Raw genomic sequence first — 21,722 nt, 5'->3', positions numbered from 1 at the left:
TTCTCCCTAAAAGCGTCTGTATTTGATAGAATATGGGCGCTTTTATGCATTATTCTTTATCAGTTTCTTCAAATATGTAGTGGGTATGTTCAATGGAACCTATGGTGGTTATGGCTGCGCGTGCGGCTCAAACAGTTGGTCAAGAGCTTTTAAAAGCGCATCAGAATCGTCATAAACTTGATCTACAAGTTGAAGAAAAAGGTATTGATGGACCAGTTACACGCGTAGATCGTTATTTAGAAGAATTGACGATTGCGACTCTTAAGAAGAGTTATAAAAACCACAGTTTTCTTGGTGAAGAATTTGGTATGCAAGAAGGTAATGGTCACGATGCCGATTGGTGTTGGGTGATTGATCCTCTTGACGGTACATTAAACTTCATTCATGGTGTTCCTCATTTCTGTATTTCTATTGCTGTTCAGCATAAAGGCGTAACTCAACACGGTGTAATTTATGACCCTGTGAAAGATGAGTTATTCTCTGCAAGCCGCGGTCGCGGTGCAATGATGAACCAACGTCGTATTCGTGTAAATGTGAAAGACAGTTTAGAAAATACATTCTTATCTGTAGGTCATGCTTACCGTGCAAAACGTAATGGTGAAATTGTTTCTTACGCTAAAAACCATTTCGAATCATTGTTGAACGTGACACAAGCTGGTGCACAATATCGCCGTACAGGTTCTGCTGCATTAGATTTAGCTTATGTCGCTGCTGGTCGTTTTGATGGTTATTTTGAACTTGGTTTGAAACCTTGGGATATCGCTGCAGGCGAGTTAATTATGAAAGAAGCGGGCGGTACTGTAGTAGATGCACGCGGTGGTTCAGATTCAATGAACAATGGTCAAGTATTGGCATGTTCAATGAAAATGTTAAAGCCTTTGATGCAAGCTGTTGTTCCAGCTTGGGGCGAAGCTGCTAAATAAGCAATAGATTGATCTATAATAAAAAAAGCCTCGTATTCGAGGCTTTTTTTACGATGGGTAAAAATTAAAATTCTCTCGATAACAATAATAAAGTGGAAAAATGGATTAAACCGCGTGACATTTTTTTAAACTCTGTTATAATCCGCCCACGCACTAAATTTCGTTCATTACCTGAACATTTCTCTTCTATATTGTGTATGCGCGTCCGGTCCCAAGAGAGGACAATATTTCGCGCCCCACCCAATCGCTTAAGCGATTCCTTCAGGTTGCGGCTGTTATCAAATGTGCGTTATACGCATCGTCGTTCTCGGATCGCCGCTGATTTTTATATTTTCAGCGATTATTGCTGTGCCGCTTTTTGCCGATGTCCATCAGACTATATATTTAATGGAGCACCCATATAAGGGTGAATACCTCTATGAGCAAGACTTTTGCTGATTTTCCACTACACGAATCACTTCAACAAGCACTACAAACTTTAGGCTTTACTGCGCCTACTACTGTTCAAGAGCAAGCTATTCCTGCTGCTTTAGAAGGTAAAGATCTTTTAGTATCGAGCCAAACAGGTTCAGGTAAGACAGCTGCATTCTTACTACCGACATTAAATGATCTAACGACAAATGAAGACACACTTTCTTCATTTAAAGATCGTATGCGTGCTGTTACTGCACCAAATATTTTAGTGCTTTGCCCTACACGTGAATTGGCTCAACAAGTAAGCCAAGACGCAATTGCACTTGTACGCCACATGAAAGGTGTTCGTGTTGCTGCAATTATGGGTGGTATGCCTTTTGGTAAGCAAATCCAACAATTAAAAGGTGCACAAGTTGTTGTAGCGACTCCAGGTCGTCTACTTGACTTAGTTAACCGTCGTCAAATCAAACTTGATCAAGTCAATGCTTTAATCGTAGATGAAGCAGACCGTATGCTTGATCTTGGTTTCTCTGAAGATTTAGAAGCAATCAGTGATTTAGCGAACAACCGTAAACAAACATTAATGTTCTCTGCAACTTTCGCGGGTCGTATTATTACCCTTGCTGAACGTATGATGAATGAGCCTGTACGTATTGCGATCGAAACTGGTCACTCTACAAATATGGACATCACTCAAACATTGCATTGGACTGATGGCTTTGAACACAAGAAAAAATTACTTACACATTGGTTGAGCGCTGAAGACGTTGATCAAGCTGTAGTATTTGCTTCAACTCAAGAAGATACAGATATGTTGGCTGAAGAGCTTGCTGAAGCTGGTCTTTCAGTTGTTGCGCTTCATGGTGCTATGCCACAAACTGTACGTAACCGCCGTTTACGTAGCATTCGTGAAGGTCGTGCGAAAATCTTAGTTGCAACTGATGTTGCTGCTCGTGGTCTTGACGTACCAACAATTTCACACGTTATTAACTTCGGTCTTCCTATGAAGAACGAAGACTATGTACACCGTATCGGTCGTACAGGTCGTGCGGGTCGTACAGGTAAAGCAATCACTTTAGCAACTTACCGTGAACGCGGTAAAATTCGTGCTTTAGAAGATTTCTTAGATGCACGTTTAAATGTATCTGAAATTGAAGGCCTTGAGCCATCTCCACCTCCTGCACGCGGTAGTCGTGATGGCGGCGGTCGTGGTCGTGATGGCGGTCGTGGCGGTTTCGGCGGTGGTCGTGGTCGTGATGGCGGTCGTGGCGGTTTTGGCGGCGGTCGTGGTGGTGATCGTCCACAACGTTCTTTTGATGACAAACCTCGCGGTGATCGTCCACAACGTAGTTTCGATGACAAGCCTCGTGGCGAGCGTCCTTCTTACGGTGATGATCGTCCAAAGCGTGAATTTAATTCAGATCGTCCAGCTCCACGTCGTGAAGGCGGTTTTGGTGATCGTCCACAACGTTCTTTCGATGACCGTCCAAAGCGCGAATTTGGTTCAGATCGTCCAGCTCCACGTCGTGAAGGTGGTTTTGGTGATCGTCCGCAACGTTCTTTCGATGACCGTCCAAAGCGCGAATTTGGTTCAGATCGTCCAGCTCCACGTCGTGAAGGCGGTTATGGTGATCGTCCACAACGTTCGTTCTCTGATAAACCACGTTCGAATGATGACAATCGCGGTAATCGTGTAGATTACAAACCTAGCGGTGATCGTCCACAACGTTCGTTTGATGACCGTCCAAAACGTGATTTCGGTGATCGTCCAGCTCCACGTCGTGAAGGCGGTTTTGGTGATCGTCCACAACGTTCTTTTGATGATCGTCCTAAACGTACTTTCGGTACTGATGAACGTCCTAAGCGTGAATTCAACCCGGATCGTCCACGTCGTGAAGGCGGTGAAGAACGTCCACGTCGTAAATTTAACGACTAATTCATAAAGATATAAAAAAACCAGTCACTTGACTGGTTTTTTTATTGCTAAGAAATCTCAATATGCTAATATAACTGTTAACTATGTCATATTGTTAAAACAAAAAGTAAATTATGAACACTTTTCACGTTTCTCATGGGTCTTTTCAAAGTTTAATAGGAGCGATGATGATTTATCTATTCTCTATTTTGTTGATTCTGAATCTTAGTTATTTTCTATATAGTATGATTTTTTAAAGATATTTTTAAATCATTTAGAAAAATTCAAAAATCAGATAGTAATATTCAAAATTAAAAAATGTTATTTGATGCGATTATTAATTTATAAGAATTCTCAAGTTTAATAAGAATGACTAATAATGATACAATCGATATTCTTCGTCATTATAAATAAATAACATCTTCATTCAGCCTTTTCAGAGTATAGTATGCGAGCTGATAATTTGCAGGAATACGCTCAGCTATGAATAATCAATTACATCGAGATAGTGAAACCTTTATTGAAGTTAAGGGTTTAAGCTTTAATCGTGGCGATCGTATCATCTATGATAATGTCAATCTAAAAATACGACGTGGCCAAATTACAGCCATTATGGGCCCATCTGGCACAGGTAAAACAACGTTATTACGTCTAATTGGCGGACAGTTAAGCCCAGATTATGGTGAAGTTTTGCTAGATGGTTTGAATATTGCAGATATGTCTAGACAGCAATTATTTGCTGCTCGTGCACGTATGGGAATGCTTTTTCAAAGTGGTGCTTTATTTACTGACATGTCAGTTTATGAAAATGTCGCTTTTCCTATACGAGCGCATACTCAATTATCAGAACATCTCATTGCAGAACTGGTGGCTTTAAAGCTTGAATCAGTTGGTCTGCGTGGTGCGGAAAAAATGATGCCTTCTGAGTTATCAGGCGGGATGAACCGTCGTGTCGCTTTGGCACGTGCGATTGCGCTCGATCCTGAGCTGATTATGTATGATGAGCCATTTGCAGGACAAGATCCGATTGTTATGGGTGTTTTGTCTCGCTTGATTCGTTCATTAAGAGAAGCTTTGGACTTGACTACGATTATTGTGTCGCATGACGTTGCTGAAACCTTATCTATTGCAGATTATATTTACGTGGTTGCAGAAGGGAAGGTCCAAGGTGAAGGTACGCCTGAGCAACTAAAAGAACATTCTTCTCCTTTTGTACGTCAATTTTTGACCGGTTCAGTTGAAGGTCCTGTAGATTATCAATTCAGCCATCAAGCATATTTAAGTGGTGAGGTGCGTTCATGAATGCAATCGCCTTATTAGGTAGACGCGTTATTGAACGTGTTCGTGGAATCGGCGTTGCAGCTTTGATGCTGCTACAGATTTTATTTTCCATGCCGACTTGGACAGGGGTAAAGTTATTTCTTTACCAAATGTACCGTGTCGGTGTGATGTCATTATTGATTATCGTGGTTTCTGGTTTATTCATTGGTGCTGTGCTGGGTTTGCAGATGTATAGCATTCTGGTGACTTTTGGTAGTGAAGCGATGTTAGGCGCTGCGGTGTCTTTAACTTTACTACGCGAACTTGCACCAGTTGTCGCTGCACTGTTATTTGCAGGTCGAGCGGGTTCAGCTTTGACTGCCGAAATTGGGCTGATGAAAGCAACTGAACAATTGTCCAGTATGGAAATGATCGGTGTTGATCCACTCAAACGAATTATTTCACCGCGTCTATGGGCAGGTATTTTTAGCTTACCGATGTTGGCTGTAATTTTTGCAGCAGTTGGAATTATGGGCGGTAAAATGGTCGGTGTCGACTTCCTCGGCGCGGATGAAGGATCGTATTGGAGTGGTATGCAAAATACCGTGCAATTCTCTAAAGATATCTTAAATGGCACTATTATAAAAAGTTTTGTTTTTGCTTTGTTGTGTACTTGGATCGCGGTTTATCAAGGATATTTCTGTGAACCGACGTCTGAGGGTATTGCGACATCAACAACACGTACAGTCGTATATTCTTCACTTTGTGTTTTAGGCTTTGATTTTGTTTTGACTGCGGTCATGTTCGGAGGTGTTTAATGAAATCACGTACTAGTGAGCTAGCAGTCGGAATTTTCGTTATTTTATTTGGTATAGCTCTATTTTTTCTAGCGATGAAAGTCAGTGGTTTGGCTGGCACAAACTTAAAAGATAGCTATAGCATGACAGCAACTTTTGATAACGTTAATGGGATTAAACCACGCGCTAAAGTTGCATTAAGTGGCGTTAAGGTTGGTGAGGTTGAGTCAATCACGCTAGATGCTGTAACGCGCTTAGCAACAGTAAAAATTAATTTAGATGGGCAGTTAACGTCATTTAATGCGGAACAATTGAAATTGGTCCAAGATGGCGCGATTGAAGAACTTCGCTACAGTGTTGACTATGAATCTGCAACGCCAGAGCAACAAAAAGAAATGGAAAAGCAACTCATAGCGAACATGAACTCCATCACAAATATTGATGAAGATGCTTATATAATGGTAGCAACAAATGGTCTCTTAGGTGAAAAATATTTGAAAATTGTCCCAGGTGGCGGTTTGACCTATTTGAAACGTGGTGATCAGATTAGCAACACTCAAAGTACGATGGAAATTGAAGACTTGGTTTCTAAATTCGTTACAGGTGGTGCAGGTGATACCAAAACAGATACTGGTGCGAAAGAGACATCATCTGAAGCAACCGATACTCAAACATCGTTTGTTGAATAAAATATTGAGGAAATTTGAATGAAAATATTAGTTAAACAAGCCGTTGCAACAAGTATTCTATCTGCAATGATTGCAACTACAGCTTTTGCGGCACCTACAGAAACACCACCCGCTTTTGTAAAAAAAGTGGCTGATAATCTGATTTCTCGTTTGAAAGCAGATCAGGCAAAATTGAAAAATAACCCTGACGCTGTTAAAACCATTGTTCGTCAGAATCTTGACCCGTATATTGATTCACAAGCATTTACTCGTATTGTGATGGGCACTTATGCGACGAGTCAGTATAGTAATGCAGCTCAACGAGCACAGTTTGAGAAAAATTTCCGTGAAACACTGATTGAGAATTACGGCAGTGCTTTTTCTAAGTTTAGCAATCAAACCTATACGATTCGTCCATATAAAGCGTCAACGAGCGCAAACCCTGTCGTGACGATTGATTTCAACAATAAGGGTGAAAAAATTCCTGTTTCATTCCAGTTGACGGATAAAGGTAGTGAATGGAAAATTCGCAATATTAACGTTTCAGGAATTGATTTAGGTCTACAGTTCCGTAACCAGTTCGCTGCAACTGTAAAACGAAATGGCGGAGATATTGATAAAGCAATCACTAACTTCAAGCCTGATGCTGAAGCCGCTGTCGATAAAAAATAGTAAATTGTAATGATAGGTGTCGCATGATTTGTTTCAACCAACAAGAGTTGTGGGTGTCGGGTAAAATTAATTACGACAATGCTGAACAATACTATCAAGATGGTTTGACGCTCATTCGAGAAAAAAACCAATATCCATTGGTGGTCAATTTAGCTGAACTTGAACAGGGAAGTACTTTGGCTTTGGCTGTTTTGGTTCAATGGTTGAGACAGATGCCTGATACTCAAAGCTTACATTTTAAAGCTGTACCTGAAAAAATGATCAAGATTATCCAATCTTGTCATTTGGAAGATGATTTGAAATTGATATAAACATCTTTGTTTGAAGTTTATCGTCGATATAAAAAAAGCACTCTAGAGTGCTTTTTTTATATTCCAAACTTAAAAAAAATCTTTTTAAAATTCTGATTGAAGAGTTCGCAATGACAGAAAATCAAATCCATTTTTTCCAACGGAAGTAAATTAATGGTCCGACCAGGAATACAAATAAAATTATACTGACAATAATAAAGCTGGTACTGCCTTGTGCAAAAGGCAATATATCTGTATTCATGCCATAAATACTGGCAATCAGCATCGGTGGCGCAAGCATACTCGGTAAAATCGAGAATCGACGAATCGTGTCATTCTGTTCGGTGTTAATGAATCCAGACGTTGTATCCAGTAAGAAGCGAACCTTTTGGAAGAGAAAGGCATCATGCTCAACCAATGAACGTACATCTTCACTAAGCTCTCGAATATCAGCATCATAAATATGACTGCCCAAAGCACGTGGACGAGATAAAAAGGTTAAAACACGTCTTAAGTCGATGAGGCAAAGTTGCGCTTTTCCAAGCATATCTTCTTTTTGCGCAAGTCGCGTAATCATGTCATCGAGGTCAAGCGTCTGTTCACGATGTCGTACATTCAAAACTTCAGTTGAATAGGATTCTAGATCTTTGTGGATATCTTCTAAGATATCCGCAAGTTCATCGAGTTTTGCCTCAAGTAGGCCCAAAAGAATCCAAGTGGGATCTTTAAACTCAATATCGTAATCATTGCGACGTGCGCGTGCACGGAAAGCTCTAAATGCCACCAGCTTTTCGCCACGTAAGGTAAATAAGCGATCTTTGTGTAAGATAAAAGCGACGGTTTGAACCGTACCTAACATATTTGATGTATCGTCAGGGTCGCCCTCAGCTTGATAATTTTTATTTTTAGTTAAAAAATATGTGCTGATATGTAAAATACCATCATCATCACGATAGAATCGTGCAGAGGATGAAATATCCTCTAATGATTTTAGAGTAGGTAAATTTTGTTTATAGGCGTCTAGTATCCATTCTTGTTCTTCTTGTGAAGGTGCAATAAGGTCGACCCATACCAATTCTGGATGTAAGTCGAAACCTCCATTAATAGTTGCATCTTCCAAACTACCGCGCTCTGTGGCGTAAAAGGCTTCAAGCATTTGATCTTTTCTCCTTTGCGCAGTTTTGATTGATAGTGATGCATGTATTTTAGACAAGGATGCTACGAAAAAGAACTGATTACTTAACTAAATATTTTAAAAAATCAGATATCGTCTAGTTTTAAGGCACAACACAATTCAAAAGGTTAATTTGTATGAAAGCTATCGCCATATTTTGTGGTTCGACATTAGGCTCAGATGCTATTTTTGCAGAAACAGCAAGAAAAACAGGCTTGGAAATAGCTCGTCGTGGACAAACACTTGTCTATGGTGGTGGTCGTTCAGGCTTGATGGGGATCGTCGCTGACAGTGCTTTAGAAGCTGGTGCTAAAGTCATTGGTGTTATTCCACAAGGTTTAGTTGATCGTGAATTGGCACATCCACATTTAACCGAATTGCATATTGTAAAAAATATGCATGAACGCAAGACCATGATGGCAGATTTGTCTGACGGTTTTGTTGCATTGCCTGGTGGTGCTGGGACCATTGAGGAAATTTTTGAGCAATGGACTTGGGCTCAGTTGGGCATTCATTTAAAACCCTGTGCTTTTTTGAATGTTGAAGGTTTCTATGATCATTTAATTCAATTTATTCAATTAACAACAGATAAAGAATTTACCCGCAGTCGTTTTAATGATGCGCTGATCAATCGTGATTCTATTGAATCAATCTTAGATATCTTTGAAAATTATGAGGCGCCTGAACCAAAATGGGGTGTGAAAGATCGTGAGAACTTGGTGAAACTTGATACATGAAAACCATCACTGTTGCGGCAGCAATCATTGTAAATGATCAGAATCAATTGCTTTTGGTTCGTAAACAAAATACTCAATACTTTATGCAAGTCGGCGGAAAGCTTGAGGAAAATGAAGCACCAGATGAGGCCATGTTACGTGAAATTAAAGAGGAGATTGGTGTTGATGCATCCATTGACCAATTTATTGGACGTTTCGAAACACCTGCTGCCAACGAGCCTAATCATTTATTGGTGAGTTATTTGTATCAGGTGAGTTTTGATGGTGAACCCAAAGTCGATGGTGAAATAGCAGAAATGAAATGGATTAATTTAAGCAATCAAGATGCGTTTTTAGCACCATTAACCACTGAAATCGTCATTCCATGGTGCCAAAAATATTTAAATATGGTGTTGGCTTAAGTCGTATTTTTATTTTTTCTTTAATGATTCATTGTCTTTAGGAAGCGTTTTTAATTTAGATCATGAGACTGCTGCTGCAACACAGGCGATTTGTATTTGATGGCAACCCAAGCGCTCAAGTGCCAGCGCCAAAGCATGTACAGAACTACCAGTGGTCACGACATCATCAATGATCAATACCTTTTTAAATTTTCGTCGCTCAGAATGAATCGGTTTAAATTACTGTTCAATATTTTCTAATCGTTCAACTCGTGATAGGCCTTTTTGAGCATGTTGTGCCGAGCGTATTACGGGTTGCCATACCTCGACATTGAAGTGCTTTGCGAGAAGCTTTGCAATAATCAGCATCTGATTATAACCACGCGAAGCCAAGCGTTCAGCAGAAATCGGCATAGGCACAATCGCTTGAAATTTTTTATATCTTAATTGGGTTAAGGTGTTGAATAAAAATGTCTGATAATGCAGCTGTTGTTCGTATTTGTATTTTTGAATGATTCTATCGATGGGAAATACGTAATGTAAAGCAACCAGGATCTCTCTTTCATTTCGTTCGATGGTCTGCTTGAACCACGGGAGTTCTGACCAGCAATCACGACACAAGGAATGTGATTGTTGTAAATCTAAACCACAGAGTTGGCAGGGTATGATCCGCTGAAAGCTTGATTGTAAGAGGCGATGAATAAACATGAGTTTCTATCATTATTTTTATTAGAATATTTGTTTATGTTAATTTAATTGAATGAGTTTGGGTGATTTTAGCGACAAAAATTTTGAAAGATAATCTGATTAATACAGGTGACTCTTATTCAAATCTTTACAGATAGAATTCAATGCAAGCCCACAAAAAAGCGATATCAATAGCCTTAAGCTTTTAGTTTTAAAACGACTTCATCATCCAAATATTAATTAAAGTCTAAGTCAGTTTATACAGTTTAAACATAAGCATACCTAGGCGCATTGGGTAACCAACGTTTCAGTAAGGCTTCCGCTTGATGTGGGGTGTCTTTTAATACTTGTGCGGCCACAAAGTGTGCTTGTGCCAATAGATGATCATCTCGCTCTAATTTTGCAACTCGAAATCTCATATCACCCGTTTGTTTCGTTCCCAATAACTCGCCGGGACCACGTATTTCTAAATCTTTTTCAGCAATGAGAAAGCCATCATTGGTTTCACGCATCGTGCGAAGACGTTCCTGCCCATTTTGTGACAGTGGATGTTTATATAACAAAGCACAAAAACTTGCGGTTGCACCTCGGCCAACTCGGCCTCGGAGCTGATGAAGTTGAGATAAACCTAAACGTTCAGCATTTTCAATGACCATAATTGAGGCATTGGGGACATCTACACCCACTTCAATCACGGTGGTGGCAATCAGCAGTTGTAATTCATTGTCTTTAAACTGCTGCATGACCAACTGTTTTTCGACTGCTTTCATTTTGCCATGTACAAGACCGATATTAAGATGGGGGAATCTTTCTTTAATTTCGGCATATGTTGCTTCAGCTGCTTGCGCGTCCAAGGTCTCAGACTGTTCAACCAAGGTACAAACCCAATACGCTTGTTTACCTTCAGCACAATTTTGAGCAATACGGTTTAAAACTTCTTCACGGCGATCGAGTGGAATCGTGACAGTTTGAATGGGCGTACGACCTGGAGGAAGCTCATCTATCACAGAGGTATCCAAATCACCATAAGCAGACATTGCGAGCGTGCGGGGGATAGGGGTCGCGGTCATCACTAATTGATGCGGTGTAGTATTATTAACACCTTTATTGCGTAAAGCGAGACGCTGATCGACACCGAAGCGGTGCTGTTCATCAATAATCACCAAACCCAATTTAGCGAATTCAATACTTTCTTGAAAAAGCGCATGTGTTCCCACCACTAAGTGGGCAGAACCATCTTTAATACAGAGTTCAGCAGCAGTACGAGCTTTGCCTTTTTGTTTGCCAGATAACCAAGAGATGTTGATACCTAAAGGTTCAAACCATTTTTTGAAATTGAGATAATGTTGTTCCGCTAAAATTTCAGTCGGTGCCATCATCGCCACTTGCCAGCCTTCTTCTAAGGCATGACATGCAGCGATTCCTGCAACTAAGGTTTTACCTGCGCCAACATCACCTTGTATTAATCTCAGCATTGGTTTGTTTTGTTTTAAATCTTTAACAATTTCATTTGAAACCCTTTTTTGAGCATTGGTCATTTCAAATGGTAGAGTCGACAAAATTTGTTGAGCATATGTTTTACTTGGAGAAAAAGAAGGTGCTGAAATTTGTTGAATATAAGCACGACGCATGAGTAAGCTGACTTGATGTGCAACGAGTTCTTCAAAAATTAGGCGTTGTTGGGCAGGATGTATGCCTTGCGCTAACTGAAGCATATTGGCATCAACAGGAGGGTGGTGAATATATTCCAGTGCTTGTTTTAGTGCATAACCATTGGTAAATTTTTCAGGTAGTAACTCAGGTAAATCATTACTGTGTTGTTGTAAGGCTTGATTAACGTATTCTCTAAATTTAGCTTGCGTTAATCCATCTGTACTGGGATAGATTGCTGTGAGTAATGTTTGAGGTAATGGAGTGTGTTCACTGATGAGTTGAATTTCAGGATGATACATTTCTAGACCGCGTGCACCGACACGAACTTCTCCAAAAACTCTGAGTCGATTTCCTGATTTTGCACGGTCCATTAACGCCTTATAAATATGATAAAAACGTAATGTGACTTTGGCAAAATCATCCTGTAATAAAATCGCCATAGATTTACGTTTACCAGGCGGCATGTCTATCGAAACCACAATACCTTCAAGTAAATAGCTACGACCCACAGTCAGTTGGTTCATCGGGATAATAGTGCTACGATCCTCATAATCACGGGGCAAATGAAAAAGTAAATCATCTGTCGTGAAAATATTGAGCTTTTCGAGTAAAGCAGCAGAGGCATTTCCAACCCCTTGCAATTGATGGACTGCAGCCATGTCCCCTCAACTTAGTAGTTCATTGTTTGAATGGATAATCATTAGGTGATTTGATGCATATTTTATTTGTCGGTTACGGTAAAACATCCCAACGTGTTGCTTATTCATTATTTCAGCAACAGCACCAAATTACCACAATTAGTCGTAGCCATAAAACAGATGATTTCGCTCAGCATCTGATTCAAAATGTTCATCAAATTGATTTATCTAATGTTGCACCTATCGATGTTGTATATGTCTTGCTCGCACCACGATATGATGTCAACCAAAACTCTTTGGAATTATATCAACAAACTTATGTGGACTCAGTCGAACCCCTTGTTAATGCTTTAAAAGGTCATCCTGTTCAAAAGGTGATTGTGGTTTCTTCAACGCGTGTGTATGGAGAAAATCAAGGCGGACGTATTGATGATCATTCGATACCAATTCCATGCGATGCGCAGGGTGAGTTGTTGTTGGAAATGGAAAGACGTTGGCAAAGTGCCTATCCTTCTGAATGTATAGTGGTAAGACCAACAGGTATTTACTCGGGATCTTCTGCTCGTATGATTAAACTTGCTAAAGTTACTCAATCTTATCCAAATATTCATTGGTCAAATCGAATTCATATTGATGATTTAGCAAATTTCTTAGCCCATCTGATTCACGTGGAACATCCTCAAAAATCATATATTTGTAGTAATAATGAACCTACGCCTTTGCATGAAATGATTTTAAAAATTCAGAGGGAATTGGACTTACCTGAATTGGTGTTAGAAAGTCAGAAACAATCTGGAAAAAGAGTTTTTGCTGAGTGGATGTTGGAGAGTGGGTTTATATTAAAATATGAAAGTTTGGCAAACTCACTAAAATAATATTTGTTAAAATTAACTTAATAAATATGTGGATATTTGATGAGATGAGCAGCGTGGAACGGTAAGAGTCATTAAAAAAAGCCCACCTAGCGATAAGTGGTCTTCAATAGTAGTGATAAACAGTTGAATTAAATAAAGATAAACTCTAGAGTTCGCATAACGTGTATTATGTTAATTTTAGGGAAACTTAATTATTATTCTAATAAATGAAAGAAATGAAAGTAAAATTTTTTTGGATAGACAGATGGAATGACGGTGACCTATTTCCAGAAGAAAAAAGTTATGATGCACCCGATAACTTTAAAGGGTTAATATTCAATTTTTTAAATCATGACGAAGGTCATGGATTAAAATGTTTAAGCAATTGGGTAGATGAAGGACTAATTGAAATTAAAAAAATTTCAACTGGTGAATTAAATTACTATGACATGTGGGCATTTCATGCTTGGGGAGCGGAAATAACTAAGACAAATGTTTTGATTTATTGGGGATATAATGATACTAAATATGATGAAAATATGAGTTTTGAATGCTTTTATAAAATTATCAAAGAGTGGGGGAATTTTTTAAAAATGTTACCAAGCTTAGACAATATTGTTGAATTTAATTGTTAATTTAGAGAATCTTAATCCCCCTATTTAACATAAAATCTCTTATGCAAAACGCATATAGCACTCTTCCGTTTACGTGTGGATCTGGATTTTGATATGATGGACTAAACTTCAATATATCAAAAACAAGATGAACTATACTATCAAAATTTTAACATTAAATGACGTAATTAATTTTAGAACTATTAGACTCTTAGCTCTAAAAATAGCACCTAAAATGTTTGGGTCTAACTATGAGATAGAAATTGGAAAACCATTAAGTTTTTTCCAAGATTGCATAAATAATTCGATTGTCTTCGGCGTCTATAATGAAGAGCAAATGATTGCTTTAGCCACACTAACGAAAGAAGGTGTCGCTAAAATGTCTCATAAAGCTTATCTATCTAGTGTTTTTGTTATCCCTGAATTCCAAAACCTGGGAGTCGCTAATGAGCTGCTTAGGACTGTTATCAATTACGCCAAGCAACATATAGAACAAATACTACTTACCGTTGCTAGTGATAATTTTAAGGCTGTAAAACTCTATAAAAAATTCAACTTTGAAGTTTATGGAATCGAATTTAAAGCATTGAAAGATGGTGATGAATACATTGATGAGCAGCTTATGAAGTTGTTTCTAAATTAATTTGTGAAGAACTTCTTATTTTAAAAATAGATCGATATTCAACCAAAACCATAGGCAAAAGATATCAAAGCTGCTCAAAAAAAACTGACATGTGTCGAGGTCGGTTTTTGGGGATGATTTGAGATTATGTAAAATGATTAAGTTTCTGAAAAATAATGAATTTTAAGATTAGAGTTCGCATAACGTCCATTATATTAAATAAAGTTTAAAGTGGTCATGGTGAAATTTGGAAAATAATAAGAGTAAATAATTATTGCTCTATATCTTTAATAAATGTGTAAAATGAATTTGTCACATCACAATTATATTTTTGCATTAATGCAGAAATATAAAAGTCAGAATCATCAGCTTCAAAATAAATAGTTTTATATTCTTTGAGTAATGTCACTAATTCATGATAAAAAAAGACGAAATAGTCATTTAGATGTTCTTCGAATATCCCACCTATATATGCAATTTCTATTAAATTGTCTTCTGAGTTGCCAATCAGCATGTAAGCACAGAGATCATAATTACTATTTAAGAGGATTCTTGATCGTACTAAGTTTATATTGTCTAAATTTGCGAACAGTTGATCAGGAGAAATTCCATGAGCTAAACGATTAACACTTTCATGATATCGACTATAGTTAATGTAGAATAACTTCTTAAATTCTATCCATTGATCTACAGACATCTGATTTAAACTTTTAGTTTTTATTGTTGTATCAGTGACCAATTCATTTAACTTTTTTAATTCAATCCAATAAGTCGTTCTGGCGATGTAGAAATCATGTGATTCGAATAAATCCTGTATGTGAGAATCTCTAGAATTGACTAACATCTGTAATTTATGTGTTTTGGAGTTCTTTTCCAAAAATTTAATCAAACTTGAGAATAGATTAACATCTAAATAGTCTTATTCCTTATGAAATAAAATATAGTCACGATAAGGATGTGTCTTATTAATATAAAGCATTCCTAAAGCAAGGATCGTCTGATCCCTTATCGCAACAACATGATAGAAGCCTTTCTTAGGTAAATGATGCTTAGTCAAATATTGCTGTAAAAGTTGATTTGTTTGTGAATTAAGGTAGTGAGATTCTAAAATTTTAATATTCATTCCAATTTACTCACTTACTTTAGGAATTATAGTTACAGATTTATAAGGATTTCTAAAATTAATATAATACGCTTTGTGCGAAATCTAATTTTGAAAATTATAGTTTTTTCAATGATTAAATCATTTTAAATAATCTCAAAATATCCTCAAAAATTGATTCAAATACATGTCGGCTTATTTTTGAGCAGGTTTGATATGATATACCAATAAAATCTATTAAGAATTGAAAATCCAATTTATACAAATTTGTTTCTTTGGATGATATCTATCATGTTAAATGAAGATTTATTTTATAAAAATCTTTTACTAGATATCTTTTTCTACTAATTTATCAATATATTTTTTATCTTTCATGGTGATTTTTGGCTGCATTTTAATTTTTTTGATTGCTAATACTAAATCTTGATTCTTCTCTTTTTTCGCTTTCTCTAAATACTGATCTATTTTTCTTAAATCAGATGAATCAGCTGGTGTAAAATCAAAAATGGCAAAAATACCACTAAAAATCAATAAATTATAAACGATGAATCTCTGATTTTCTTTTGAAAACTCATAGATTGATTTATCTTTAATGGTCATATAAATCAACCAAAAAATAATACCACTTGCTGATAAAACAACTAGTATTTTAAATATTATTTCTGCTATATCTGGTGACAAAATTTATTCCTTTTTTACTTTTCTTTTGATATTAAATTAATATTTTAATATTAAAGCTTTTAACCAGTACACTAAATTAAAATAATACGAATTATACAAACTGTAAAAAATCCCACCGTTAAGTGGGCTTTTAACGTATTTTTACGATGATAGTAGTACAAGATGAATTTCACCAACTTATCCGCTGAGTAAATTGTCATCTTAATCACAGAGTAGGAATTAATCTAATCTTTTATTAAATCAAAAATGGAAGTGTAGTATTTTTATAACATAGCCTTTTTAATTTTCTGATCTGTTTTATATTGAGATAAAGCATACACAGCCCAAATCGCAGCAGGTATCCAACCTAAAACAGTGATTTGTAAAATCAAGCAAATAATCCCAGCAATTGGGCGACCTATGGTGAAAAACACTAACCAAGGTAAAATTAACGCCAATATCAATCTCATAAAAAGTACTCCAAAAAAACAATAAAAAATCTTAGCACTATTAATTTGTCATCTGTGCTTCTTTCTTATTGCTCAAACGTTTAAATGACGTAAAGAACTAGCTGACATTTTTTGAAAAGAAGTTAAATTTGATTGCTCAAAATAGATTTATTTTTTATACACTAGACTACTTTCAAAAGTCATTATTCATACAACAGACTCATCATGAGTATTCCCTCATCCTAAACTTCTCCCAAAGGGAGAAGGGATTTTTACCTATCAATGTATGGCCACTCAATGATCATTTTTCGACTTATGAAAGAGATCTACTCAGTAGCTTTATTTATAAGCCTACATGTCTTTGCAAGCACGGATGCATTTAAAGCTGAAGGTATTACAGACAGTATTGTCTTCAATGATATTTTAGTGAGCTATATTCATTAAACGTAGAACAGTTGAGCTTATCAAGAGTAGTGTTGCAATCAGTGCTAAATATGTAATCGATTTACTCATTACTTGATCGTTCGCTTTGAAAAAAATCTTTATTGGATTATTCCAGCCTGTGATTTGGCTCCACGGATACCAAAAACATAGGAAGCCCAATGTACTTAAGAGCCCAGAAATAGTGAAATTCATTGTTAAGGCTACTAGACTAATCCCAACAATGATTGCACCTAAAACAAATCCAAACCAAGATTTAATTAAGGGATTTTTTGGAGAATTTTTTGATAAATTATTCATTTTCGAATTCTTCTTAAATATAATGAATACTGATTATGATTGTAATATCAAAGAAAAATGACAATGATTACGAGACAGCTGATAATAATTCTATTTCAAAATACTGAAATATAATGTTTGTTCCCTCCCAAAATGAAGAGGGAACAAGTCTTCGCAATTACTTCTTCTTACGCTTCAAACGTTTTTTGGCTTGTTGAGCCGCCATCGCATCTAAAGCATCTTTAAGCTCTTCATCAGTAAAAGTCGTGATGTGTTGAAGCATTTGTAAAGTAACGTCATCTAAAACAAGGTCAGCATACTGAGCTACATTTTTAAATGCATCATCAAATACAATTGCACCTTCATCATTGGTACGAATATAACCTTGTTGAGTCAGTACACGAATGAAACTTTGGAATAACGCTTTATCAAAGAACTCAGGTGAGTTGAATTCATATAAGACTGATAAGCGTTGACCCAACAAATGACTTAGATCTTCAACTTGTTTGGCTGAGATATTTCCTGAACCGCGTTGAGTAATTAAAGCGAGCGTCATGTAATAGCGTTCGATACTCTGCATAACAGGTGCAGCCAAAACAACCAATTGATTGTGATCTTCTGAGTTAGGGGCAGGGCTGTAGAGCATCTCCTCATCATCAAGCGTGATGAGTTTCGCTTGTGCTAAAGCATCGACATAACTACAAATCTGTTCGTTTAACTCATCTTCTTGCCATTTTAAGAACAATTCTGCTTTTAAGAATGGATAGAGAGTGCGAATTACATTAACCAAATCTGACTTTTTGATTTTACCGTTGTGCTCAACCATTGATGCAATCAATGAAGGTAAAACAAAAGCATGCAGAATATTATTGCGGAAATAAGTCAACAAAACCGCTTGATTGTCTTCAATGGCAATAATATCGCCAAGCACATGTTTCACACGCTTAATGAGTTTAAGCTTTAAACCATAAGCAATAATTTCTTTGCCTGATAATGGCGTCACTTGCATGCGGTGGTCATAAGGCAAAGCGGTTAATAGATCACGATAGGTATCAAGTTGCTTGATACAGATTTCTTCATCTAAGGTGTGCTTGTTTGTTGCCAGCAAAATCAGAGAAAGTAGCGAAACAGGATTGATCACTGCCGCACGGTTGATGTTCTCTAAGATCGCTTTTGCAGAACTGTTAACTGCATCTGACACTTCTTGTGGAATGGCATCATCATTCTTATCAATCTTAATATGCTCAGCGCCATGTTGTTTTAACATGTCATCTAAGAATACGGGCTCACCAAAATTGACATAGACTTTACCAAAAATACGTTCAATTTTGCGTAAGGTCTGGATGATCCCAAAGATAGACTCTGACTCTTTAGGTTTGCCATTCATTTCACCGACGTAGGTTGCACCTTCCATCAAGCGCTCATAACCAAAGTAGGTTGGAACGAACGCGATCGGTTTAGCACGTCCACGTAAATGGCTGTGAACTGTCATTGCAAGCATGCCAGTTTTTGGAGGAAGTAAACGTCCAGTACGTGAACGACCACCTTCAATAAAGTACTCTAAAGGCGTGTTACGAGACAATATGCTATACAGGTATTCTTTGAATACGGTGGTGTAGAGTGCATTTCCGCGGAAAGTACGACGAATAAAGAATGCGCCGCCACCACGCAGTAATTGCCCCACGAAAGGCATGTTGAGATTATCACCTGCCGCAATGTAAGGCACCATCATTCCACGTTTGTAAATCACATACGACAACAATAAATAGTCGATATGGCTGCGGTGGCATGGGGTATAAATGATCTCATAATCTTTGGCCAACTCACGGACAGTATTAAAGTTATGCACTTCAACACCATCGTAAAGTTGTGTCCACAGGCGTGTTAATGCTTGCTCAGCAAAACGTACAGCGGAATGAGAATAATCCGACGCAATTTCATTAACATAACTAATGGCACGTCGTTCAGCTTCAATCATACTGATTTTAGAGCGAATGCTTTCTTTACGGATACCATCTTGAACATCTTGAGATTTAATCAAAGATTGCATCACGTTACGTCGGTCAGATAAGTCAGGCCCTAACACGACTTCTCTTTGACGGTCTAAATAATCATTTAACTGATTGATGATATACGTGGCTGGTGACAGATTCGGGTAGGTTTCTCTAGCGTGATTCACCAATGAACGTAATGATTTAGGTTCATGGAATTCTAGGAAAGACTGACGACCATGCAAACCAATATTCACCAATTGTTTAACGGTGCTCGGCGTCGCCCAAGTATCCGTAAATAAAAGTTTAAATAATGAATCTTCTTTGTCTGGCGAACGGCCCCATAAGATATTTACAGGAACCAATTCGATATCCGCTTCAGGGTATTTGTCTAAAAGCTCGATAAAACGTATTAAACGAGGAGGAAAGGCATGTTGAGACGGATTTAATAAATTGGTCTCATCGTGATGCTGTAAAAATAGCACAGCAACTTTTTCTTCATGTTCCCCTATAACCAAAGGATCCAATGCAGGTGTGAGTTTTAAGCGGCGTGTTTCACCATCAACCACTAAAGCATTGCTACGGGAATAGTTCTGTAAAACATAGCAAACAACTTTTTGCTGCTTTTCAGATGATTCTGGAGTGTCTGAAGATGGGTTTTCTGTAGGAACCTCTCCAAGAACATGCGGTGTTACTACTAGGTCAAGCAGCTTACTCGAAAGCCGACGATACATTTGACCAAAGCCACTCTTGGACATAAAAACTCCTAGCCAAAGACAAAAAACGCATTGAAGCGAATAAGGGCAATTATTTTCTGAAATCTGTGCACAAAACAATATGTCATTTTCTAACAAATTACATAATATTTGGCAGATTTTATCGTTAATAATCGTATTTTGGCTGATTATACCAAATAAAGATTATGACAATACAGTCAGTCAAACTTTAGTTTTTTGCTTTGCTTTTATGGCACTATAGACAAATTGAAGCGTATGCTCATCTCGATTTGAAAAATATTTTTTCAATAGAATCGATATTGATGCACGAAAAGAAAGGTTGGTTATGAACGATTTAACTCAAGATCTTGTTGATTTATTAACATTGGAAAAGCTCGAAGAGCATATTTTTCGTGGACAAAGTCGAAACCTAGTCGGTAAACGAGTCTTTGGTGGTCAGGTGTTGGCTCAGGCATTACGTGCAGCATCATATACTGCGGACCGTCCTGTACATTCCATGCATGCATACTTCTTATTTGGTGGTGATGTTAATGCCCCGATTATTTATGAGGTTGATAAACTTCGTGATGGTAAAAGCTTTTTAAGTCGTCAAGTTCGTGCAATTCAACATGGACGAACTATTTTTTCTGCAATGGTGTCGTTTGCATTACCAGAAGATGGGCTGGAGTATCAAATTGCTGAGCCTGATTATCCAGAACCAGAAACGTTAAAGTCGGAACAAGAGTTAAAAGAAAATCTGATTAACTTTATTCCTGAAAATATTCGTAAAGCATTTATGCGCCCAAGACAGGTAGAAATTAAACCTGTTAATTTGTCTAATCCTTTTCAGCCACAACCTGAAGCGCCATCAAATGCGTTCTATATGAAAACATATGATAAACTTGATCAGACGCTTGCTGATGATATTTCGCTGAATCAAGCAATTGTTGCTTTCTATTCAGACTATTCATTTATGACCACAGCGCTGCAGCCTCATGGAGTTAATTATCTAACACCAAGTGTGCAATGTGCCAGTATTGATCATGCAATCTATTTCCATAAGCCTGTTAAGGCAGATGAGTGGATGCTTTATGATATGGATGCCACGGTGACAGCAAGTTCGCGCGGTTTGAATTTTGGTCGTATGTGGCAGAACGGAGAGTTAGTCTGTAGCACCGTTCAAGAAGGTTTAATCCGCATTCGAGAAATTGAAACTCAATAATATTTAATAGTCAAAATAGAGCTTATTCTTCAGCACTAGAAGAATTAGTTATTAACAACAAAAAAAAGAGTCGGAATTAAAATCCGGCTCTTTTTTATTTACTCGTTTCTCAAGCGAAATGCAAAAATTATAGAAGTAAAAAAAATATAAATGAAGAGCAAATCTAGATGCATCGAAAAAGCGATAAACATTGATCATCATAAAACCTATTCTTGAATAATGTAATGAGCCAAAGTTTAGATCGATTTAATTCAATTTGGATTTATTCGAAATATTATCCTCTATAATTTTTTTCATATAATGGACTTTTTTCAAAAGTCATTATTCATACAACAGACTCATCATGAGTTTTCCCTCATCCTAACCTTCTCCCAAAGGGAGAAGGGATTTTTACGTATGAATTTATGACCACTCATTGATCATGTTTCGACTTATGGAAGAGATCTAATCGTCTAGCATAAGTGGAACAAATTGACTCGATGTCTTACATTCGCAATGCTTGGCTATACAGATGAAATTGCAGAATATCAGCAGAGCTTGTGACAAATTAATATCGATTATGTT

At 37.3% G+C, this 21,722-nt stretch carries 20 protein-coding genes and 1 pseudogene; 13 read left to right on the top strand and 8 right to left on the bottom strand.

All coding sequences use genetic code 11. The annotated features are described in order from the left end of the window. Nucleotides 1-92: 92 nt before the first annotated feature. The 7 genes from V5M36_RS13825 to V5M36_RS13795 all read left to right on the top strand — a co-directional run bounded on the left by V5M36_RS13825 (nucleotide 93) and on the right by V5M36_RS13795 (nucleotide 6,960). Nucleotides 93-923: an inositol monophosphatase family protein gene (locus V5M36_RS13825; protein ID WP_338560020.1), complete on the top strand. Its 831-nt coding sequence runs from the start codon at nucleotides 93-95 to the stop codon at nucleotides 921-923. A 418-nt stretch (nucleotides 924-1,341) separates the two neighbouring features. Continuing rightward, nucleotides 1,342-3,273: a DEAD/DEAH box helicase gene (locus V5M36_RS13820; protein ID WP_338560018.1), complete on the top strand. Its 1,932-nt coding sequence runs from the start codon at nucleotides 1,342-1,344 to the stop codon at nucleotides 3,271-3,273. Nucleotides 3,274-3,735: 462 nt separating this feature from the next. Further along, nucleotides 3,736-4,554 (top strand): ABC transporter ATP-binding protein, encoded by an 819-nt coding sequence (locus V5M36_RS13815; RefSeq protein ID WP_338560016.1) that lies wholly within the window; start codon nucleotides 3,736-3,738, stop codon nucleotides 4,552-4,554. Then, on the top strand, nucleotides 4,551-5,330 hold the full coding sequence (mlaE, locus tag V5M36_RS13810; protein WP_338560014.1) for a lipid asymmetry maintenance ABC transporter permease subunit MlaE: 780 nt from the start codon (nucleotides 4,551-4,553) through the stop codon (nucleotides 5,328-5,330). Before V5M36_RS13815 ends, mlaE begins: the two co-directional genes overlap by 4 nt. Beyond that, nucleotides 5,330-5,998 (top strand): outer membrane lipid asymmetry maintenance protein MlaD, encoded by a 669-nt coding sequence (gene mlaD, locus V5M36_RS13805; protein WP_338560011.1) that lies wholly within the window; start codon nucleotides 5,330-5,332, stop codon nucleotides 5,996-5,998. Before mlaE ends, mlaD begins: the two co-directional genes overlap by 1 nt. Nucleotides 5,999-6,016: 18 nt before the next feature. Then, entirely contained in the window at nucleotides 6,017-6,649 is a 633-nt protein-coding gene (locus V5M36_RS13800) for an MlaC/ttg2D family ABC transporter substrate-binding protein (protein ID WP_338560009.1), read from the top strand. A 23-nt stretch (nucleotides 6,650-6,672) separates the two neighbouring features. Continuing rightward, entirely contained in the window at nucleotides 6,673-6,960 is a 288-nt protein-coding gene (locus tag V5M36_RS13795) for an STAS domain-containing protein (RefSeq protein WP_338560007.1), read from the top strand. A 121-nt stretch (nucleotides 6,961-7,081) separates the two neighbouring features. On the opposite strand, the gene V5M36_RS13790 is transcribed toward V5M36_RS13795, so the two are convergent. Further along, nucleotides 7,082-8,095, bottom strand: coding sequence for a CorA family divalent cation transporter (locus V5M36_RS13790; RefSeq protein ID WP_338560005.1), 1,014 nt, complete (start codon nucleotides 8,093-8,095; stop codon nucleotides 7,082-7,084). 155 nt (nucleotides 8,096-8,250) lie between these two features. Here V5M36_RS13790 and V5M36_RS13785 point away from each other — a divergent pair, with 155 nt between their 5' ends. Continuing rightward, a complete protein-coding gene (locus V5M36_RS13785) occupies nucleotides 8,251-8,850 on the top strand; it encodes an LOG family protein (protein WP_338560003.1) in 600 nt (199 codons plus the stop codon). Further along, on the top strand, nucleotides 8,847-9,251 hold the full coding sequence (locus tag V5M36_RS13780) for an NUDIX hydrolase (protein ID WP_338560001.1): 405 nt from the start codon (nucleotides 8,847-8,849) through the stop codon (nucleotides 9,249-9,251). The genes V5M36_RS13785 and V5M36_RS13780 overlap by 4 nt, the downstream gene beginning before the upstream one ends. Nucleotides 9,252-9,311: 60 nt before the next feature. Here V5M36_RS13780 and V5M36_RS13775 read toward each other — a convergent pair. Further along, a pseudogene (locus V5M36_RS13775) lies at nucleotides 9,312-9,938 on the bottom strand (ComF family protein). Between the two features lie 245 nt (nucleotides 9,939-10,183). Beyond that, entirely contained in the window at nucleotides 10,184-12,229 is a 2,046-nt protein-coding gene (gene recG / locus V5M36_RS13770) for an ATP-dependent DNA helicase RecG (protein WP_338559998.1), read from the bottom strand. 53 nt (nucleotides 12,230-12,282) lie between these two features. Between recG and V5M36_RS13765 the strand changes: the two genes are divergently transcribed. The 3 genes from V5M36_RS13765 to V5M36_RS13755 all read left to right on the top strand — a co-directional run bounded on the left by V5M36_RS13765 (nucleotide 12,283) and on the right by V5M36_RS13755 (nucleotide 14,319). Continuing rightward, complete coding sequence (locus V5M36_RS13765; protein WP_338559995.1) at nucleotides 12,283-13,083, top strand: NAD-dependent epimerase/dehydratase family protein; 801 nt, start codon at nucleotides 12,283-12,285, stop codon at nucleotides 13,081-13,083. Between the two features lie 215 nt (nucleotides 13,084-13,298). Next, nucleotides 13,299-13,697, top strand: coding sequence for a hypothetical protein (locus V5M36_RS13760; RefSeq protein ID WP_338559993.1), 399 nt, complete (start codon nucleotides 13,299-13,301; stop codon nucleotides 13,695-13,697). Nucleotides 13,698-13,824: 127 nt separating this feature from the next. Continuing rightward, nucleotides 13,825-14,319: a GNAT family N-acetyltransferase gene (locus tag V5M36_RS13755; RefSeq protein ID WP_338559991.1), complete on the top strand. Its 495-nt coding sequence runs from the start codon at nucleotides 13,825-13,827 to the stop codon at nucleotides 14,317-14,319. Nucleotides 14,320-14,569: 250 nt separating this feature from the next. Here the strand turns inward: V5M36_RS13755 and V5M36_RS13750 are convergent, their stop codons facing one another. From V5M36_RS13750 to plsB, 5 genes are all read right to left on the bottom strand, one after another. After that, the gene (locus V5M36_RS13750) at nucleotides 14,570-14,995 is read right to left on the bottom strand and encodes a hypothetical protein (RefSeq protein ID WP_338559989.1); all 426 of its coding nucleotides are present in this window, start codon (nucleotides 14,993-14,995) and stop codon (nucleotides 14,570-14,572) included. A 732-nt stretch (nucleotides 14,996-15,727) separates the two neighbouring features. After that, nucleotides 15,728-16,081, bottom strand: a complete 354-nt coding sequence (locus V5M36_RS13745; protein ID WP_338559987.1) for a hypothetical protein — start codon at nucleotides 16,079-16,081, stop codon at nucleotides 15,728-15,730. Nucleotides 16,082-16,344: 263 nt separating this feature from the next. Continuing rightward, complete coding sequence (locus V5M36_RS13740; RefSeq protein ID WP_338559986.1) at nucleotides 16,345-16,530, bottom strand: YqaE/Pmp3 family membrane protein; 186 nt, start codon at nucleotides 16,528-16,530, stop codon at nucleotides 16,345-16,347. A 402-nt stretch (nucleotides 16,531-16,932) separates the two neighbouring features. Continuing rightward, nucleotides 16,933-17,250 carry a hypothetical protein gene (locus tag V5M36_RS13735; protein ID WP_338559984.1) on the bottom strand — a complete coding sequence of 106 codons (318 nt, stop codon included), beginning with the start codon at nucleotides 17,248-17,250 and terminating at the stop codon, nucleotides 16,933-16,935. A gap of 157 nt (nucleotides 17,251-17,407) precedes the next feature. Next, on the bottom strand, nucleotides 17,408-19,978 hold the full coding sequence (gene plsB, locus V5M36_RS13730) for a glycerol-3-phosphate 1-O-acyltransferase PlsB (protein WP_338559982.1): 2,571 nt from the start codon (nucleotides 19,976-19,978) through the stop codon (nucleotides 17,408-17,410). 304 nt (nucleotides 19,979-20,282) lie between these two features. On the opposite strand from plsB, the gene V5M36_RS13725 reads away from it, so the two are divergent. Continuing rightward, nucleotides 20,283-21,158, top strand: a complete 876-nt coding sequence (locus V5M36_RS13725) for an acyl-CoA thioesterase (RefSeq protein ID WP_338559980.1) — start codon at nucleotides 20,283-20,285, stop codon at nucleotides 21,156-21,158. Nucleotides 21,159-21,722: the final 564 nt, after the last annotated feature.

This window comes from Acinetobacter sp. KS-LM10, from assembly GCF_036896575.1.
Lineage (GTDB): Bacteria > Pseudomonadota > Gammaproteobacteria > Pseudomonadales > Moraxellaceae > Acinetobacter > Acinetobacter avistercoris.
Note: the sequence above shows the minus strand (reverse complement) of the source record. Positions and strands in the feature narration are given on the sequence as shown.

Coding starts and splice junctions, on each gene's coding strand:
- V5M36_RS13825 (WP_338560020.1), top strand. CDS start 93: ATGGAACCTATGGTGGTTATGGCTGCGCGTGCGGCTCAAACAGTTGGT.
- V5M36_RS13820 (WP_338560018.1), top strand. CDS start 1,342: ATGAGCAAGACTTTTGCTGATTTTCCACTACACGAATCACTTCAACAA.
- V5M36_RS13815 (WP_338560016.1), top strand. CDS start 3,736: ATGAATAATCAATTACATCGAGATAGTGAAACCTTTATTGAAGTTAAG.
- mlaE (WP_338560014.1), top strand. CDS start 4,551: ATGAATGCAATCGCCTTATTAGGTAGACGCGTTATTGAACGTGTTCGT.
- mlaD (WP_338560011.1), top strand. CDS start 5,330: ATGAAATCACGTACTAGTGAGCTAGCAGTCGGAATTTTCGTTATTTTA.
- V5M36_RS13800 (WP_338560009.1), top strand. CDS start 6,017: ATGAAAATATTAGTTAAACAAGCCGTTGCAACAAGTATTCTATCTGCA.
- V5M36_RS13795 (WP_338560007.1), top strand. CDS start 6,673: ATGATTTGTTTCAACCAACAAGAGTTGTGGGTGTCGGGTAAAATTAAT.
- V5M36_RS13790 (WP_338560005.1), bottom strand. CDS start 8,095: ATGCTTGAAGCCTTTTACGCCACAGAGCGCGGTAGTTTGGAAGATGCA.
- V5M36_RS13785 (WP_338560003.1), top strand. CDS start 8,251: ATGAAAGCTATCGCCATATTTTGTGGTTCGACATTAGGCTCAGATGCT.
- V5M36_RS13780 (WP_338560001.1), top strand. CDS start 8,847: ATGAAAACCATCACTGTTGCGGCAGCAATCATTGTAAATGATCAGAAT.
- recG (WP_338559998.1), bottom strand. CDS start 12,229: ATGGCTGCAGTCCATCAATTGCAAGGGGTTGGAAATGCCTCTGCTGCT.
- V5M36_RS13765 (WP_338559995.1), top strand. CDS start 12,283: ATGCATATTTTATTTGTCGGTTACGGTAAAACATCCCAACGTGTTGCT.
- V5M36_RS13760 (WP_338559993.1), top strand. CDS start 13,299: ATGAAAGTAAAATTTTTTTGGATAGACAGATGGAATGACGGTGACCTA.
- V5M36_RS13755 (WP_338559991.1), top strand. CDS start 13,825: ATGAACTATACTATCAAAATTTTAACATTAAATGACGTAATTAATTTT.
- V5M36_RS13750 (WP_338559989.1), bottom strand. CDS start 14,995: ATGTCTGTAGATCAATGGATAGAATTTAAGAAGTTATTCTACATTAAC.
- V5M36_RS13740 (WP_338559986.1), bottom strand. CDS start 16,530: ATGAGATTGATATTGGCGTTAATTTTACCTTGGTTAGTGTTTTTCACC.
- V5M36_RS13735 (WP_338559984.1), bottom strand. CDS start 17,250: ATGAATAATTTATCAAAAAATTCTCCAAAAAATCCCTTAATTAAATCT.
- plsB (WP_338559982.1), bottom strand. CDS start 19,978: ATGTCCAAGAGTGGCTTTGGTCAAATGTATCGTCGGCTTTCGAGTAAG.
- V5M36_RS13725 (WP_338559980.1), top strand. CDS start 20,283: ATGAACGATTTAACTCAAGATCTTGTTGATTTATTAACATTGGAAAAG.